Source organism: Pseudomonas sp. SF2 (assembly GCF_036858055.1).
Taxonomy (GTDB): Bacteria; Pseudomonadota; Gammaproteobacteria; order Pseudomonadales; family Pseudomonadaceae; genus Aquipseudomonas.
The window spans coordinates 26,869-42,404 of sequence record NZ_JAMBDI010000028.1; the positions used below are offsets into that span (position 1 = coordinate 26,869).

The 15,536-nt window shown below is 64.8% G+C and carries 12 protein-coding genes; 6 read left to right on the forward strand and 6 right to left on the reverse strand.

Translation table 11 applies throughout. From position 1 onward, the window contains the following. Positions 1–94: 94 nt before the first annotated feature. Positions 95–964, reverse strand: coding sequence for a LysR substrate-binding domain-containing protein (locus M2S36_RS17175; RefSeq protein WP_063913748.1), 870 nt, complete (start codon positions 962–964; stop codon positions 95–97). 243 nt (positions 965–1,207) lie between these two features. Here M2S36_RS17175 and M2S36_RS17180 point away from each other — a divergent pair, with 243 nt between their 5' ends. The 5 genes from M2S36_RS17180 to M2S36_RS17200 all read left to right on the forward strand — a co-directional run bounded on the left by M2S36_RS17180 (position 1,208) and on the right by M2S36_RS17200 (position 7,417). Further along, a complete protein-coding gene (locus M2S36_RS17180) occupies positions 1,208–2,524 on the forward strand; it encodes an MFS transporter (RefSeq protein ID WP_333957498.1) in 1,317 nt (438 codons plus the stop codon). 15 nt (positions 2,525–2,539) lie between these two features. Next, complete coding sequence (locus tag M2S36_RS17185) at positions 2,540–3,931, forward strand: FAD-dependent oxidoreductase (protein WP_333957499.1); 1,392 nt, start codon at positions 2,540–2,542, stop codon at positions 3,929–3,931. Between the two features lie 97 nt (positions 3,932–4,028). Then, on the forward strand, positions 4,029–4,739 hold the full coding sequence (locus M2S36_RS17190; RefSeq protein ID WP_013972055.1) for a YebC/PmpR family DNA-binding transcriptional regulator: 711 nt from the start codon (positions 4,029–4,031) through the stop codon (positions 4,737–4,739). A 139-nt stretch (positions 4,740–4,878) separates the two neighbouring features. Then, complete coding sequence (locus M2S36_RS17195; RefSeq protein WP_207836233.1) at positions 4,879–5,823, forward strand: LysR family transcriptional regulator; 945 nt, start codon at positions 4,879–4,881, stop codon at positions 5,821–5,823. A 181-nt stretch (positions 5,824–6,004) separates the two neighbouring features. Beyond that, complete coding sequence (locus tag M2S36_RS17200) at positions 6,005–7,417, forward strand: DOPA decarboxylase (RefSeq protein WP_207836232.1); 1,413 nt, start codon at positions 6,005–6,007, stop codon at positions 7,415–7,417. Between the two features lie 136 nt (positions 7,418–7,553). Here M2S36_RS17200 and M2S36_RS17205 read toward each other — a convergent pair whose 3' ends face one another. Beyond that, positions 7,554–8,927: an MFS transporter gene (locus M2S36_RS17205; protein WP_207836217.1), complete on the reverse strand. Its 1,374-nt coding sequence runs from the start codon at positions 8,925–8,927 to the stop codon at positions 7,554–7,556. A 288-nt stretch (positions 8,928–9,215) separates the two neighbouring features. On the opposite strand from M2S36_RS17205, the gene quiC reads away from it, so the two are divergent. Beyond that, the gene (gene quiC, locus M2S36_RS17210) at positions 9,216–11,123 is read left to right on the forward strand and encodes a 3-dehydroshikimate dehydratase QuiC (protein ID WP_207836214.1); all 1,908 of its coding nucleotides are present in this window, start codon (positions 9,216–9,218) and stop codon (positions 11,121–11,123) included. A 74-nt stretch (positions 11,124–11,197) separates the two neighbouring features. On the opposite strand, the gene M2S36_RS17215 is transcribed toward quiC, so the two are convergent. The 4 genes from M2S36_RS17215 to M2S36_RS17230 all read right to left on the reverse strand — a co-directional run bounded on the left by M2S36_RS17215 (position 11,198) and on the right by M2S36_RS17230 (position 15,532). Beyond that, on the reverse strand, positions 11,198–11,866 hold the full coding sequence (locus M2S36_RS17215) for a class I SAM-dependent methyltransferase (RefSeq protein WP_207836211.1): 669 nt from the start codon (positions 11,864–11,866) through the stop codon (positions 11,198–11,200). Positions 11,867–11,911: 45 nt separating this feature from the next. After that, the gene (locus M2S36_RS17220) at positions 11,912–12,775 is read right to left on the reverse strand and encodes a sensor domain-containing diguanylate cyclase (protein ID WP_207836207.1); all 864 of its coding nucleotides are present in this window, start codon (positions 12,773–12,775) and stop codon (positions 11,912–11,914) included. A gap of 87 nt (positions 12,776–12,862) precedes the next feature. Then, positions 12,863–14,191 carry a TolC family outer membrane protein gene (locus tag M2S36_RS17225; protein WP_207836204.1) on the reverse strand — a complete coding sequence of 443 codons (1,329 nt, stop codon included), beginning with the start codon at positions 14,189–14,191 and terminating at the stop codon, positions 12,863–12,865. Next, on the reverse strand, positions 14,192–15,532 hold the full coding sequence (locus M2S36_RS17230) for an HlyD family type I secretion periplasmic adaptor subunit (protein ID WP_233687991.1): 1,341 nt from the start codon (positions 15,530–15,532) through the stop codon (positions 14,192–14,194). Positions 15,533–15,536 lie beyond the last annotated feature (4 nt).

Genomic DNA, 15,536 nt, shown 5'->3' on the forward strand with positions numbered 1-15,536 from the left:
GCGGGTAAACCCGCTCCCACAGGTACTCCACGGAACCTGAGAACTGTGGGGGATCTGTGGGAGCGGGTTTACCCGCGAAGAGGCCGGCACAGGCTTACAACCCTTCCTCCACCATCTGCAGGAAGGTCGCCACCACCCGCCGCGTGCGCTGTTCACTCAGGCACACCAGTGTCTCGGTCAGGTGCCGCTGGCAATCGACGATCGGCAACGCACACACCCGTGCATCCGCACCAAACTCCGCCGCCGACACCACCCCCACACCAATCCCCACCACCACCGCTTCCCGCGCCGCTTCCCGGCCTTCCACCTGGATCGCCGGGCGAATCCGCAGCCCGGCCCGTTGCATCTCTTCTTCCAGCGTCTGCCGCGTCACCGACCCGGGCTCGCGCAGCACCAGCGGCATATCGTCCAGATCCGCCAGGCTGATCGCGCCACGGCTGGCCCATGGGTGCTGGTGGGAGACGAACGCCACCATCGGGTCGCGACGCAGCGGCAGGCAGTGCAGCCGCTCATCGTCGACGTCCCGCCCCAGCAGGGCCAGGTCGGCCTGGTAGCTGAACAGCCGGGCCAGCGACTCGTCGGTGTTGCCGGTCTCGATCTTCACCTGGATGCCCGGGTAGCGCTGGCAGAAGCGGGCGATCTGCGGTAGCACGTGCACTGGCGCATCCACTGCCAGTACCAGGCTGCCGGTGTGCAGCGCACGCGAATCCTGCAGCAGTTCATGGGCTTCGGCCTCGCAGGCGAACAGGCGCTGGCTGATGCCCAGCAGGCGCTCGCCGAGGTCGGTGAGCTGCACCGAGCGCTTGTTGCGGTGGAACAGCAACACGCCGAAGCGCTCCTCCAGTTTGCGCACCTGGTCCGACACCGCGGGCTGGGTAAGAAACAGCTTCTCGGCGGCGCGGGTAAAGCTGCCGTGAACTGCCACGGCATGGAAGGCCTTGAGTTGTGCGTGGGAAACCGACATGACGACCTCAGTAACAAGCTGGGCTTATGTGTGAAATACGATAAATCGATTTTATTTATCTTACTGCAACTGTTTCCATGCATGTCAGCCCGACGCAGGCACCACAAGCGCCGCCAGGGCCATGGCGCCCACACGGTGCCATCTGACCCGATGACAGCCTCGTCATCGCTGTGCGTAACACAAGAACAAGACAGGCGTTTCTTCACATTCTGCCGGCACACTTGAGCAAGAGGTCAGACTTACATGAACCAATCCCTAGCCGCGTTCAAACGCTGGCGCATCCAGATTTTCGCCATTACCTGGCTGGCCTACGCCGCCTTCTACTTCACCCGCAAGGCCTTCTCGGTGGCCAAGCTGGGCATCGCTGAGGACCCCGGCTTCATGCTCGACAAGGCCGCCATGGCCAACCTCGACGCCATCTACCTGGCCGCCTACGCCGTGGGCCAGTTCACCTGGGGCATGCTTGCCGACCGCTTTGGCCCGCGCGTGGTGGTGCTCGGCGGCCTGCTGATTTCTGCTGCCGCGGCGGTGGTGATGGGCAGTTACGCGACCTTCCCGATCTTCGCCACCTGCATGCTGGTACAGGGCCTGGCGCAATCCACCGGCTGGGCCGGGTTGTGCAAGAACATCGGCAGCTTCTTCCCCGCGTCGCAGCGTGGGCGGGTGCTGGGCCTGTGGAGTTCCTGCTATGCCTTTGGCGGCCTGGTGGCCTCGCCGTTCGCCGGCTGGTGGGCCTATACCCTGGTCGGTACCTGGCATGCGGCGTTCTTCTCCAGTGCCGCGGTGGTGGCGCTGGTGGCCGTGCTGTTCTTCTTCCTGCAGCGCAACAAACCTGAAGACGTTGGCCTGCCGGCGGTGGAGCCCGAGCCGCAGAGCATGGCCCCGGCCGGCAACCTGTGCAGCGTGTGGGCGCCGCTGAAGGAGATCCTGCGCAACCGCACGGTGCTGACCCTGGGGCTGGCGTACTTCCTGTTGAAGCCGGCGCGTTACGCCATCCTGCTGTGGGGGCCGGTGATCGTCTTCGAGCAGATGCCTTCGGTGGGCAAGGTAGGTGCAGCGATCATCCCGACAGCCTTCGAACTGGCCGGGCTGCTCGGCCCTATCATCATTGGCCTGGCCTCCGACAAGCTGTTCGGCGCCCGGCGCATGCCGGCCTGTGTCATCAGCCTGCTGCTGCTGACCGTGTCCCTGGCGGCATTCATGGCGGCCATGCACACCGGCAGCGTGATCCTGGTGGTGGTCCTGCTGTTCGTCATGGGCCTGACCCTGTACGGGCCGGACTCGATGATCAGCGGCGCTGCGGCCATCGACTTCGGCACCGCCAAGGCCGGTGCCACCGCGGCGGGCTTCGTCAATGGCTGCGGCTCGGTGGGGGCGGTACTGGGCGGGCTGCTGCCGGGTTACTTCGATGGTGTCACGGTGTTCATCGTGTTTGCCGGCTGTGCCCTGTTCTCGGCGCTGGTGCTGCTGCCGCACTGGAACAGCCGACCGGCCAGCGCTGTGCAAAGCACCGATGTGGCACCGAATACCAGCATGGCAATCAAGCCACTGCGTACCTGAAAGGAAAGCGAGCGAATGAGACCCTTCTGGCTGCAACAGGCCCTGGATTCGGCGCAGGAGGCGGTGTGCCCACCGCTGCAAGGCGATGCCCGTTGCGATGTATGCATCGTCGGTGGCGGCTACACCGGCCTGTGGACCGCACTGATGCTCAAGGAGGCGGTGCCGGCCCTGGATATCGTGCTGATCGAGGCCGATATCTGCGGCGCCGGTGCCAGTGGCCGCAATGGTGGCTGTGCGTTGTCCTGGTCGGCCAAGTACTTCACCCTCGAGCGCCTGTTCGGGGTGACCGAGGCGGTGCGCCTGGTGCGCGAGTCGGAGCGCAGCATCGGTGAAATCGGCGCGTTCTGCGCGGCCAATGGCATCGACTGCGATTACCGCCTTGACGGCACGCTGTACACCGCCACCAATGCCGCCCAGGTCGGCGCCACCGACGCGGTGATTGCTGCGCTGGAGCACAGGGGGATCAATTCGTTTCGCCGCCTGCCGCTGCAGCAGGTGCAGCGCCTGGCGGGTTCGGCGCGGCACCTGGAAGGCTGGTTTTCGCCGGCCGCGGCCACGGTGCAGCCGGGCAAGCTGGTGCGCGGCTTGCGCCGGGTGGCCTTGCAGCGCGGCGTGCGTATCCATGAGGGCAGCGCCATGACTGGCCTGGAGCACGGCACCCCGGTGCAGGTGCGCACGGCCCATGGCACGGTGCGCGCCGACCGCGTGGTCCTGGGCCTGAATGCCTGGATGGCGCGGGCTTTCCCGCAGTTCGAGCGCAGCGTGGCGATCGTTTCCAGCGACATGGTGATCACCGAGCCGTGTCCCGAGCTGCTGCACCAGATTGGCCTGGACAGCGGCATCAGCGTGCTCGATTCGCGGATTTTCGTGCACTACTACCACAACACCTCCGATGGTCGGCTGATGCTCGGCAAGGGCGGCAATACCTTCGCCTATGGCGGGCGCATGCTGCCGGTGTTCGACCAGCCGTCGCCGTACCGGCCGCTGCTGCGCGAAAGCCTGGGCGGGTTTTTCCCGGCGCTGGCCGAGGTGCCGCTGGCGGCCAGCTGGAACGGGCCGTCCGATCGCTCGGTGACCGGTTTGCCGTTCTTTGGCCGGCTGGACGGGCAGGGCAACGTATTCTACGGCTTTGGTTACTCCGGCAGTGGCGTCGGGCCGTGCCACATAGGTGGGCAGATTCTCTCGTCGCTGGCGCTGGGGCTGGACAACCCGTGGACCCGTTCGCCGTTGGTGAAAGGGCCGCTGGGGCTGTTCCCCCCCGAGCCGATCCGCTACCTGGGCTCGCTGATGGTGCGCAATGCCATCCGCCGCAAGGAGCGGGCCGAGGACCATGGTTTGCGTCCGCGCCGGCTGGATGTGCGGTTGGCGCGGTTTGCCGCGGCGGCAGGCAAGGCGGACAAAGGCTGATGAGATTTCTTGTCGAACACAGGCCAGAGGGCGTATAAACTGCACCCACTTTTGGCCGGTCGCTTCCTGAACCGGCCGCTGAAACAAGAGAGTCGACATGGGCGCACAGTGGAAAGCCAAACATAAAGAAGCCGCGGCCAACGCCAAAGGCAAGATCATGGGCAAGCTGTCCAAAGAGATCCAGATCGCTGCCAAGTCCGGTGCCGACCCGGACATGAACCCGCGCCTGCGCCTGGCCATCGAGCAGGCCAAGAAGGCCTCGATGACCCGCGAGACCCTGGAGCGCGCAATCCGCAAGGGCGCGGGCCTGGACGGCGATGCCGTGCAGTACTCGGCGGTTAGCTACGAAGGCTTCGCCCCGCACCAGGTACCGCTGATCGTCGAGTGCCTGACCGACAACGTCAACCGTACCGTCGCGCAAATCCGCGTGCTGTTCCGCAAGGGCCAGCTGGGTGCCAGCGGTTCGGTGGCCTGGGACTTCAACCACGTCGGCCTGATCGAAGCCACCCCGAATGGCGATGCCGACCCGGAAATGGCGGCCATCGAAGCCGGTGCCCAGGACTTCGAGGAAGGCGACGAAGAGGGTTCGACCCTGTTCATCACCGACACCACCGACCTGGACGCGGTGCAGAAAGCCCTGCCGGAGCATGGCTTTACCGTGACTTCGGCGAAGATCGGCTACACCCCGAAAAACCCGGTGAGCGCGGCCAGCCTGAGTGCTGAAGCATTGGCCGAGGTGGAAGCGTTCCTCGAGGCGATCGACGAGAACGATGATGTGCAGAACGTGTATGTCGGCCTGACTGACTGATCTGCGTATCCGGGGCCGCTTTGCGGCCCTTTCGCGACGCAAGGCCGCTCCCACAGTGGAACGCATACTCCATGTGGGAGCGGCATTGTGTCGCGAAACGAGGGCAAAGCCCTCGCCAGCGGTCTGGAGCCGAACCCCGATGAACCCCACCTTCGCCTCCCTCAGCCTCGCCCACCTGCGCACCCTCGACCACCTGCTGCAGCTGAAGAACCTCAGCCACGCCGCCGAGCGTCTGGGCGTCAGCCAGTCCGCCCTTAGCCGCCAGCTGGCCCACCTGCGCGAAGCCTTTGACGACCCGTTGCTGGTTCGCCAGGGCCGCGGTTACGTGCTAAGCGAACACGCCGAAGCCCTGGTCGAACCCCTGCGCCAGGTTCTCGAAGAACTGCACGCCCTGCGCCAGCCCGCAGTATTCGACCCGGCGCGTTGCGAGCGGCGCTTCTGCCTGGCAGCGTCCGACTATGTGGCCGAGCACATGCTGCCGCTGCTGGTGGCGGCGCTGGAGCGCGAAGCGCCGGGCGTATCGCTGGAGTACCGCACCTGGCAGGCCGGCCAGTACGCCTTGCTGGCCAGCGGTGAGATCGACCTGGCCACCACCTTGTTCGACGAGTCGCCACCCAACCTGCACGGGCGCCTGTTGGGCGAAGACCGCGCGGTGTGCCTGATGCGCCACGACCATCCGCTGGTCGCCCACGGTGCGCTCAGCCAGGCCGACTATCTGGCGCACAAGCATGTGCGTATTTCCGGCGGTGGTGACAAGGACAGCTTCATTGACCGCCATCTGCGCGTCCAGGGCCTGCAACGGCGGGTCAGCCTGGAAGTGCCGTTCTTCTCAGCCACCGTGCAGGTGATCGCCAACAGCCAGGCGCTGGCCACCGTCCCCGAGCATATCGCCCGGCAGCTGTGTCGCCTGCATGACCTGGCCTGGCGGCCGCTGGGTTTCATCGACCACAGCCAGCGCTACTGGGTGGTATGGCACCAGCGCCTGCAGGCCTCGGCCGAGCACCGCTGGTTGCGCAACCGGGTGTTCGAGTTGTGGCGCCAGTCGCAGTTTGGTGTGCAGGGCGGGCATGCGGGTTTGCCATAACAGGTATGCGCGAAGCGGGGTTATTCACTTCGGGATAGGTGCCTAGACTGGGTGCAATGTGTTGTCTGTACCGGCCTCTTCGCGGGTAAACCCGCTCCCACAAGCGATGCCATGCCTGTGGGAGCGGGTTTACCCGCGAAGAGGCCAGTACAGGCAGCGAATAACCCACAGGAGACCCCAGGTGACCCCCGAACAATTCCGCCAGTACGGCCACCAACTGATCGACCTTATCGCCGATTACCGCCAGACCGTTGGCGAGCGCCCGGTCATGGCCCAGGTCGAGCCCGGCTACCTCAAGGCCGCCTTGCCCACACAGGCCCCTCAGCAAGGCGAACCTTTCGCAGCGATCCTCGACGACGTCAACCAGTTGGTCATGCCTGGCCTGTCCCATTGGCAGCACCCGGACTTCTACGGTTATTTCCCCTCCAACGGCACCCTGTCGTCGGTCCTCGGTGACTTCCTCAGCACCGGCCTTGGCGTATTGGGCCTGTCGTGGCAGTCCAGCCCGGCCCTGAGCGAGCTGGAGGAAACCACCCTCGACTGGCTGCGTCAGTTGCTCGGCCTGTCTGGCCAATGGAGCGGGGTGATCCAGGACACCGCATCCACCAGCACCCTGGTGGCGCTGATCTGTGCGCGCGAACGCGCCAGCGACTACGCACTGGTGCGCGGCGGCCTGCAAGCCCAGGCCAGGCCGCTGATCGTCTATGTCAGTGCCCACGCCCACAGCTCGGTGGACAAGGCAGCACTGCTGGCCGGTTTTGGCCGCGACAACATCCGCCTGATCCCGACCGACGAACGCTACGCCATGCGCCCGCAAGCACTGCAGGCGGCGATCGAGCAGGACCTGGCCGCCGGCAACCAGCCCTGCGCCGTGGTCGCGACCACCGGTACCACCGCCACCACTGCGCTCGACCCGCTGCGCCCGATCGGCGAGATCGCCCAGGCCCATGGCCTGTGGCTGCACGTGGACTCGGCCATGGCCGGCTCGGCGATGATCCTGCCGGAATGCCGCTGGATGTGGGACGGCATCGAGCTGGCCGATTCGCTGGTGGTCAACGCGCACAAGTGGCTGGGCGTAGCCTTCGATTGCTCGATCTACTACGTGCGCGACCCGCAGCACCTGATCCGGGTCATGAGCACCAACCCCAGCTACCTGCAGTCGGCGGTGGATGGCGAGGTGAAGAACCTGCGTGACTGGGGTATCCCGCTGGGCCGCCGGTTCCGGGCGTTGAAGCTGTGGTTCATGCTGCGCAGCGAGGGCGTTGAGGCGTTGCAGGCACGGCTGCGGCGTGACCTGGACAATGCCCAATGGCTGGCCGGGCAGGTTGCGGCGGCTGGGGAGTGGGAGGTACTGGCGCCGGTGCAGTTGCAGACGTTGTGCATTCGCCATCGGCCTGCGGGGCTGGAGGGAGAGGCGCTGGATGCGCATACCAAGGGCTGGGCCGAGCGGCTGAATGCGTCCGGGGATGCCTATGTGACGCCGGCGACGCTGGATGGGCGGTGGATGGTGCGGGTGTCGATTGGCGCATTGCCGACCGAGCGGGAGCATGTCGAACAGCTCTGGGCGCGCCTGCAGGAAGTGGTCAAGGGCTGAAATTGCCGGGGCCGCGTTGCGGCCCATTCGCGGGCAAGCCCGCTCCTACAGGGACTGCATCGGCCTCAGGCTTGATGTGACCCTGTGGGAGCGGGCTTGCCCGCGAATGGGCTGCAGAGCAGCCCCCTGCAATCGATCAGTGGCTCACTGCCTGAAAGCTACCTTTACGGCTAGCTTCATAGGTGGTCTTGTCCATCGGCTTGGCATCGGGGTTACCCAGGTCTTCCATCGCCAGGCGATGGGTTTCCGGGGCAATGTACGCTGCCAGGGCGCACACGCAGGTGATGAAGAACGCCAGCCCACCAACCACCAGCGGGATGTTGTCCGAGCCGGGCGGGGCAACCAGGGCGAACAGCGCCGGCAGCATGGCGGTCAGCATGGTGCCGATGTTCTGCGCGATGGCCATGGCCGAAACGCGGTAGCGGGTGTGGAACAGTTCTGGGTAGAAGCTGGGGAACACCGCGTTGTAGCCCTGGTACACCATGCCCCACATGACGATCGACGAGGCGAACGCCAGCGGTACGTTCTGGATGCTGATCGCATACAGGTAGAGGAACGCCAGCAGGCCCGAGCCCAGGCAACCGGCGATCATGGTCGGGCGACGGCCGATCTTGTCGGACAGGTTGCCGACAAACGGAATCACCAGCACCGCAACGATGTTGCCGACTACCGGAATCCACAGGTACACGCTCTTGTCGAAGCCGATGCCATAGGCCGGCTGTACCGCGTAGGCCGCACCGAAGATGGTGGCCACCACCGGGATCACGTTCATCAGCGCCATGAACATCACCAGCACCATGTGCCTCCAGCTGTGGCGGAAGGCTTCGCTGATCGGCGACTTGGCGACTTTGTCCTGCTTCTCTTCCTTCACGAACGCCGGGGTTTCGTGCACTTCCTTACGGATGATGAAGCCGGCAATCAGCACGATGGCGCTCATCAGGAATGGAATGCGCCAGCCCCAGTCGTTGAAGGCTTCGCTGGGCATGAAGTAGGCCAGTGGCAGGAACACGGCCGCCGCCAGCACCTGGCCAGCCTGTACGCCTTGCAGGGTGAAGCTGGCGTAGTAGCCCCGTCGACCGAATGGCGCATGTTCCATGATCATCGAACTGGCACCGGAAATTTCACCAGCCACGGCAAAGCCCTGGATCAGGCGCAGCACCACCAGCAAGGCCGGGGCGAGCAGGCCGATGTCGTGGTAGGTGGGCAGCAGGCCCACGGCCATGGTCGACAGGCCCATCAGGAACATGCACAGCAACAGTACGTTCTTGCGGCCGCGGGTGTCACCCCAGTGGCCCAGCACGAAGGCGCCGAACGGGCGCGCCAGGTAACCCACGCCGTAGGTGGCCAGCGAGGCAATGATGGCCATTTTCGGGTCGGTGTTAGGGAAGAAGATCTGCGGGAAAATCAGCGCAGCGGCCTGGGCGTAGATGAAGAAGTCGTAGTACTCGAGTGCCGAGCCTATCCATCCACTGGCGGTCGCTTTCTTGGCTTGAGAGCTGGAGTGAGCCATCGTTGTCTCCGTTGTTATTGTTGTTAGCGCAGGTTCCGCCGGAGGTTAGCCAAGGCAGGAGGCAGTGGTCGGTGTGCCTGCGTCTGTGGTTCATGTTGACCACGGGCCAGCGGACTGGCAATTCGCTAAAACGGGTATTGTGCGATAATCGAACGCAAAACTAACCATTCCGTACAAAGAGATTGAAGCGACGACTCTACCTGCGAATAATCGATCGTGCCATAAACTGTGACAGTGTTTTTTTACCTGTCTGGCACCGTCTCCCTCTAACAACAAGGAACTCCCGCCATGCAGCGTTCGATCGCTACCGTGTCCTTGAGCGGCACCCTGCCGGAAAAGCTCGAAGCCATCGCCGCCGCCGGTTTTGACGGCGTCGAGATCTTCGAAAACGACCTGCTCTATTACGCTGGCAGCCCGCGCCAGGTGCGGCAGATGTGCGCCGACCTGGGTATTGCCATCACCCTGTTCCAGCCGTTCCGCGACTTTGAAGGCTGCCGCCGCGACCGCCTGCAGAAAAACCTCGACCGCGCCGAGCGCAAGTTCGACCTGATGCAGGAACTGGGTACCGACCTGGTGCTGGTGTGCAGCAACGTCCAGGCCGATGCCCTGAGCGAAGAACAGTTGTTGGTCGACGACTTGCGCCTGCTGGCCGAGCACGCCGGCAAACGCGGCCTGCGCATTGGCTACGAAGCCCTGGCCTGGGGCCGCCACGTCAATACCTACCAGCAAGTCTGGAACCTGGTGCGCCAGGCTGACCACCCGGCCCTCGGGGTGATCCTCGACAGCTTCCACACCTTGTCGCTCAAGGGCGACCCGAGCGCGATCCGCGATATCCCCGGCGACAAGATCTTCTTCGTGCAAATGGCCGATGCGCCGATCCTGGCCATGGATGTGCTGGAGTGGAGCCGTCACTTCCGTTGCTTCCCGGGGCAGGGCGAGATGGACATGGCCGGTTTCCTGGCGCCAATCCTCGCCACCGGCTACCGCGGGCCGCTGTCGCTGGAAATATTCAACGACGGCTTCCGCGCTGCACCGCCCCGGCAGAATGCCGCCGACGGCCTGCGTTCGCTGCTGTACCTCGAGGAGCAGACTCGCCTGCGCCTGGAGCAGGAAGGCACGCCGATCGAACCCGGTGTGCTGTTCACCCCACCGGCGGCCAGTGCCTATGACGGTGTGGAGTTCCTCGAATTCGCGGTCGACGAGGCCGTTGGCGCGCGCCTGGGTAGCTGGCTGAAGCGCCTGGGCTTTGCCGAAGCCGGCAAGCACCGCAGCAAAGCGGTGCAACTGCTGCGCCAGGGCGATATCAACATTGTGCTGAACGCCGAACCCTATTCCTTCGGCCACAACTTCTTCGAGGCCCACGGGCCGTCGCTGTGCGCCACCGCGCTGCGGGTCAAGGACCAGCAAGCTGCCCTGAAGCGTGCCACCGCCTACCGTGGCCAGCCGTTCCGCGGCCTGGTCGGGCCTAACGAGTGTGAAGTGCCGGCGGTACGAGCGCCGGATGGCAGCCTGCTGTATCTGGTGGAGCAGGGCACGGCTGGCCAGACCCTGTACGACACCGACTTCAGCCTGGACAAGAGCGCCACGGCCACCGGCGGCCTGCGTCGCATCGACCACATGGCCCTGGCCCTGCCAGCCGAGTCGCTGGACAGCTGGGTGCTGTTCTACAAGAGCCTGTTCGATTTCGCTGCCGATGACGAAGTGGTGCTGCCAGACCCTTACGGGCTGGTCAAGAGCCGCGCCCTGCGCAGCCAGTGCGGCACCTTGCGCCTGCCGTTGAACATTTCGGAAAACCGCAATACCGCCATCGCCCATGCGCTGTCCAGTTACCGTGGTTCGGGGGTGCACCACATTGCCTTCGATTGCGACGACATCTTCCGCGAAGTGGCGCGGGCCAAACTGGCTGGCGTACCGCTGCTGGAGATCCCGCTGAACTACTACGACGACCTGGCGGCGCGTTTCGATTTCGACGACGAGTTCCTCAGCGAACTGGCCTACTACAACGTGCTGTACGACCGCGATGCCCAGGGTGGCGAGCTGTTCCACGTGTACACCGAGCCGTTCGAAGAGCGTTTCTTCTTCGAAATCATCCAGCGCAAGGGTGGTTATGCCGGTTACGGTGCAGCCAACGTCGCGGTGCGCCTGGCGGCCATGGCCAAGGCCCGCAGCGGGGCGGTGCGCAAGCCGGTCCTCTGACCCTGGCGCGGTCCCTGTAGGAGCGGCCTTGTGTCGCGATGGGCCGCAAGGCCGCTCCTACGACCGCGTATGCTTCAAGGGCGCTCGGCCACCAACAGCAGCGACTGCGGCAGCGCACTCTGCGGGTGCTGTGGCTCCTGCAAACCGACCAGCCGCAACCCCGCCATGTCCAGCGCGTTCAGCCAGCTGGCCAGGGTGCGGAAGTACCAAGGCATCACGTGCCAATCCCCGGCGAGCCCGGCAAACGACTCCTCCCGCCAGCCATCCTGGTAATTCCCATCCGCCACACTCCATGGGTGCAGGGTCTGGATCACCAGCGCACCGCCTGGCACCAGCAACGCATTCATCGCCGCCAGCAGCGGGATGATGTCCTGCTGCAACAGGGCGAAGTTGGCACAGACCAGGTCATAGTCCTGGCCAACATAAGCCTGCGCATCGACCAGCTGTGCATAGCTGGCCAGGTGCACCTCGGCGGAACCCGCAGCGCGCGCGGCATCCACCAGCGCCCGGTCACCATCCACACCTACTGCTTCGACACCACGGTCGCCCAGCGCCCGCAACAGCCAGCCTTCACCACAGCCCAGGTCGAGCACGCGTTCGGGTTGGCGACCAAGAATGGCCAGCAGGATGGCCTGATCGGTGACCTGGCGGCGGCTCTCGATGGCGCCACTGCGCACCGCATCGATCCAGGCCTGGGCGTTGTGCTGCCAGCTATCGAGCAAGGTATCTTCAGGGTTGCGCATGGTCATCTCCGTTGTGGTCGATTCCACCAGCGGCCGCCAGAGCGATCAGCTGGCCGCAGCGCGCTGTCGCTTGACCCGGTACATATCGCCATCAGCATGGCGCAGCAGCATGTCGGCGTCGCTGCCGTCCTCGGGGAAACAGGCCACGCCAATGCTGCAGGAAGGCGCGTCGATGCCCGCAAACTCGGCGCCGAGTGGCTCGGCCATGGCTGCCAGGATACGTGCCACCTGCTCGGCAATGGTCTCTGGCGATGCGTAGTCGGTCAGTAGCACGGTGAACTCGTCACCGCCCATTCGGGCTACTGTATCGGTCGCACTCACACAGCCTTCCAGGCGCCGTGCCAAGGTGCACAGCACCCGGTCACCCACGCTGTGCCCATGGTTATCGTTGATGTCCTTGAAGTCATTGATATCGATGAACAGCAACGCCAGCGGGTGGTTGTGGCGCCGGGCCGCGGCAAGGGCGGTGTCAAGCCGCTCGTTGAACATGGCCCGGTTGGCCAGGCGGGTGAGGGGGTCATGGTGGGCCAGGAAGCGCAGTTCGTCCTCGGCCTGGCGTTGGGCGGTGATATCCCGCGCCACACCGATGCGGGCATCGGCCTCGTCGGACCAGCAGGCCGCCCACAGGATATGCACGATACCGCCATCCTTGCGGATGTAGCGGTTGCGGAAGTCGTAATGGGGATGGCCGCTCATCACCCGGACGATCGATGCACGCGTGATCGCCAGGTCGTCAGGGTGCATATAGTCGGTGATCGGGGTGCCGATCAGTTCGCAGGCCTGGTAACCCAGCAGCGCCTCGCAGGCATCGCTGACGAAAACGATCTGGTTGTCCCTGTCGACCACGAACACCGTGTCCAGCATCAGGTGGATCAGCCTGGGGTATAACGCTTGCAGGTCGACGGGCATAGGTCAGGGCGTCCGCGGCGGGGTCACCGATCATAGCCTGAAATGGAACAAAATGCGGTAGGCGCCGCTGTGGGAGCGGGCCGATAGTCAGTTGCTCACCACCAGTTCCGGTCCAAGGTAATCGTTGATCTGCTGGATATCGTCATCCCCCAGGCTGCCCACCGACGACGCCAGGCGCAGCCGCGACATCAGGTAGTTCAACTTCGCCTCGAACAGGTCGTGGCGGGCGTCATACAGCAACTCTTCGGCATTGAGCACATCGGAGTTGGTGCTGGTGCCGCCTTCCTTGAAGCCCTTGCGGGCCGAAAGCAGCGAGCGTTCGTTGGACGCCACAGCCTTTTCCAGCGCCTGAATGCGCAAGGCGCCACTCTGCACGCCGCGGTACTCGCGAGTGGTGCCGGAAATCACTTCCTGGCGCGTGGCGTCCAGTTCATCCAGGGCCTTGGAACTGTTGGCACTGGCCTGGCGGGTGAGGGCACTGGTACCGCCACCGCTGTACAGCGGAATGTTCAGCTCCAGCCCGATCGAGCTGTAGTGGTTGCGCTGGTTCAGTTCGGAAATCGACTGGCTGCTGCCAGCGGTATAGCCCGCCACGAAATCCAGGGTCGGCCAGTGCCCGGCGCGGGCGCGCTTCACTTCTTCTTCGGCCAGCTCGTAGCTGTGCCGGCGCGCATGAATCAACGGGCTGTCGGCCTGGGCCTTGACCAGCCAGTCCTGCAGGTTGCCCGGTATCAGGGGCGGTGTGTTGAAGCCTGGCTGCAAGGTGGTCAGCGACTGCGGGGTTTCACCGATGTATTCCTCCAGCTTGCGGCGGGCGTTGACCAGGTTGTCCTGGGCCTCGATCAGGTCAGCCTCGGCCAGGTCGCGGCGGGCCACCGACTCGTCGATGTCGGTGATGGTGCCGGCACCCAGCTCCATGCGCCGCTTCGCCGACGCCAGCTGCTCTTCGAAGGCATTCAGCTTGGCCTTGGCCAGGGTGATGGTTTCGCTGGCCAGCAGCACGTCGAAGTAAGCGTCGGCCAGGCGCACCGCAGCGTCCTGGCTCTTGGCGTCGAACACTGCCACGCTGTAGTCGGCACGTTGCTGGCCCTGACGGTATTCGGCCATCTTCTGCTTGTTGAACAGCGGTTGGCGCAAACGCACGTTGGCGCCCTTGGAGTCATAGTCCAGGTCGCTGTCCCGGCCACTCTGCCGCTGGCTGCCATTGACCTTGTTGAAGTAGCCAGCCGCGTTGATCTGCGGTAGCAGGCCGGCCTGGCCGATGGCGCGGTTCTCGCTGCCGGCTTCTTTCTCGTGCACCGCGGCGCGGTAGATCGGGCCCTGGTACTGCAGCAGGTCCCAGGCTTGTTTCAGGTCCATGGCACTGGTCTGTGCGGACAACCCCAACAGGCAAAGCATCAGGCACCGGTGATTCATTCACTGCTCCTTGAACGAGGCGTCCACGCGTTCGAGCATCGGTTTTAGCAGGTAGCTTAGCAGGTTGCGCTCGCCAGTCTTGATGGTGACGGTGGCCGGCATGCCGGGGCGGATGTGGTTGCTGCCCAGCAGGCCCATGCCGTCCTGCGTCACCTCAACCTGGGCCAGGTAGTACGGCTGTTTGCTTTCTTCGTCCATCAGGCGGTCGGCGGAGATGGTCTTGACCCGCCCTGGGATGTTCGGCGTCTTCGCATGGTTGAAGGCCGGGAAGGCGAGGTCCACGTCCAGGCCCGGGACCATCTTGTCGATGGCCTGTACCGGGATCATCGCGTCGACCTGCAGCGGCTGGTCGAGCGGCACCACCTCCATGATCTTGACCCCAGGCTGGATGATGCCGCCGACCGTGGCAATGCTCAGGGCCTGGACCATGCCGTCGATCGGCGAGCGGATCACCGTGTGGGTCACTTCGTAGTCCAGCGCGCGCAGGCGGTCGGCCAGGGTGGTGTTCTCCTTGGCGGTATCGGTCAGTTGCGACTCCACTTCCTTCAGGTAGTCGTGCTGGCGTTGCAGCATGCGCAGCTTGATCTCGGTGGCCTGGCTGCGCGTGCGGGCAATGTTGTTGAGGTTTTCCGCCTGGCCGGCGGACAGGTCGGCATTGTTGCGCTCCAGCTCCAGCAGGCGGTTGCGTGGCACGTAGCCTTCGGCGGCCAGCACGCGGGTGCCTTGCAGTTCCTGGTTGAGGAAGCCAATCTGCGAGGCACGGGCGCCGTACACCTGCTGCAGGCCCTTGAGCTGTACCGCAGTGGCGGCGAGGTTTTCCTCGAGGATGCTCAGTTCACCGGCAAGGCCCGCGCGGCGGGTGTCCAGCAGGCGTTGTTGCAGGTCCATGGCTGCCAGCAGGCGCGGGTCGTTGCCGTAGTGCTTGAGCAGGGCTGGGTCGAAGGTGACCGTGTCGCGGCCATCGCGCTCGGCTTCCAGGCGGTTTTCCACGGTCTTGCTGACGATGTACTGGGCACTGACTGCGCCCTGTTCGGCCACTGCGCGCAGGGCGTCGAGGCGTACCACCTCCTGGCCTTGCTTCACCATATCGCCTTCGCGTACCAGGATTGCCTCGACCGTGCCGCCGGTCAGGTGCTGTACGGCCTTGCGGTTGCTGGTGACCTTGACCGTGCCGGTGGCGACCACCCCGGCATCCAGTGGCGCCAGGCACGACCACAGCAGGAAGCCGCCAAAGCCGGCGATGACCATCCATACGCCCCAGCGTGCCGGCCGGCCCATGTCCAGGTCGATCCCGTTGCGGGCCTCGGCGGGAATCAATTCGGTGTGTTGGGTCATCTGCATGATC

Excerpts from the sequence above, each read along its gene's own strand:
- quiC (WP_207836214.1), top strand. The coding sequence starts at position 9,216 with ATGCAGCGTTCGATCGCTACCGTGTCCTTGAGCGGCACCCTGCCGGAA.
- M2S36_RS17195 (WP_207836233.1), top strand. The coding sequence starts at position 4,879 with ATGAACCCCACCTTCGCCTCCCTCAGCCTCGCCCACCTGCGCACCCTC.
- M2S36_RS17230 (WP_233687991.1), bottom strand. The coding sequence starts at position 15,532 with ATGCAGATGACCCAACACACCGAATTGATTCCCGCCGAGGCCCGCAAC.
- M2S36_RS17220 (WP_207836207.1), bottom strand. The coding sequence starts at position 12,775 with ATGCCCGTCGACCTGCAAGCGTTATACCCCAGGCTGATCCACCTGATG.
- M2S36_RS17205 (WP_207836217.1), bottom strand. The coding sequence starts at position 8,927 with ATGGCTCACTCCAGCTCTCAAGCCAAGAAAGCGACCGCCAGTGGATGG.
- M2S36_RS17185 (WP_333957499.1), top strand. The coding sequence starts at position 2,540 with ATGAGACCCTTCTGGCTGCAACAGGCCCTGGATTCGGCGCAGGAGGCG.
- M2S36_RS17175 (WP_063913748.1), bottom strand. The coding sequence starts at position 964 with ATGTCGGTTTCCCACGCACAACTCAAGGCCTTCCATGCCGTGGCAGTT.
- M2S36_RS17215 (WP_207836211.1), bottom strand. The coding sequence starts at position 11,866 with ATGCGCAACCCTGAAGATACCTTGCTCGATAGCTGGCAGCACAACGCC.
- M2S36_RS17190 (WP_013972055.1), top strand. The coding sequence starts at position 4,029 with ATGGGCGCACAGTGGAAAGCCAAACATAAAGAAGCCGCGGCCAACGCC.
- M2S36_RS17180 (WP_333957498.1), top strand. The coding sequence starts at position 1,208 with ATGAACCAATCCCTAGCCGCGTTCAAACGCTGGCGCATCCAGATTTTC.
- M2S36_RS17225 (WP_207836204.1), bottom strand. The coding sequence starts at position 14,191 with ATGAATCACCGGTGCCTGATGCTTTGCCTGTTGGGGTTGTCCGCACAG.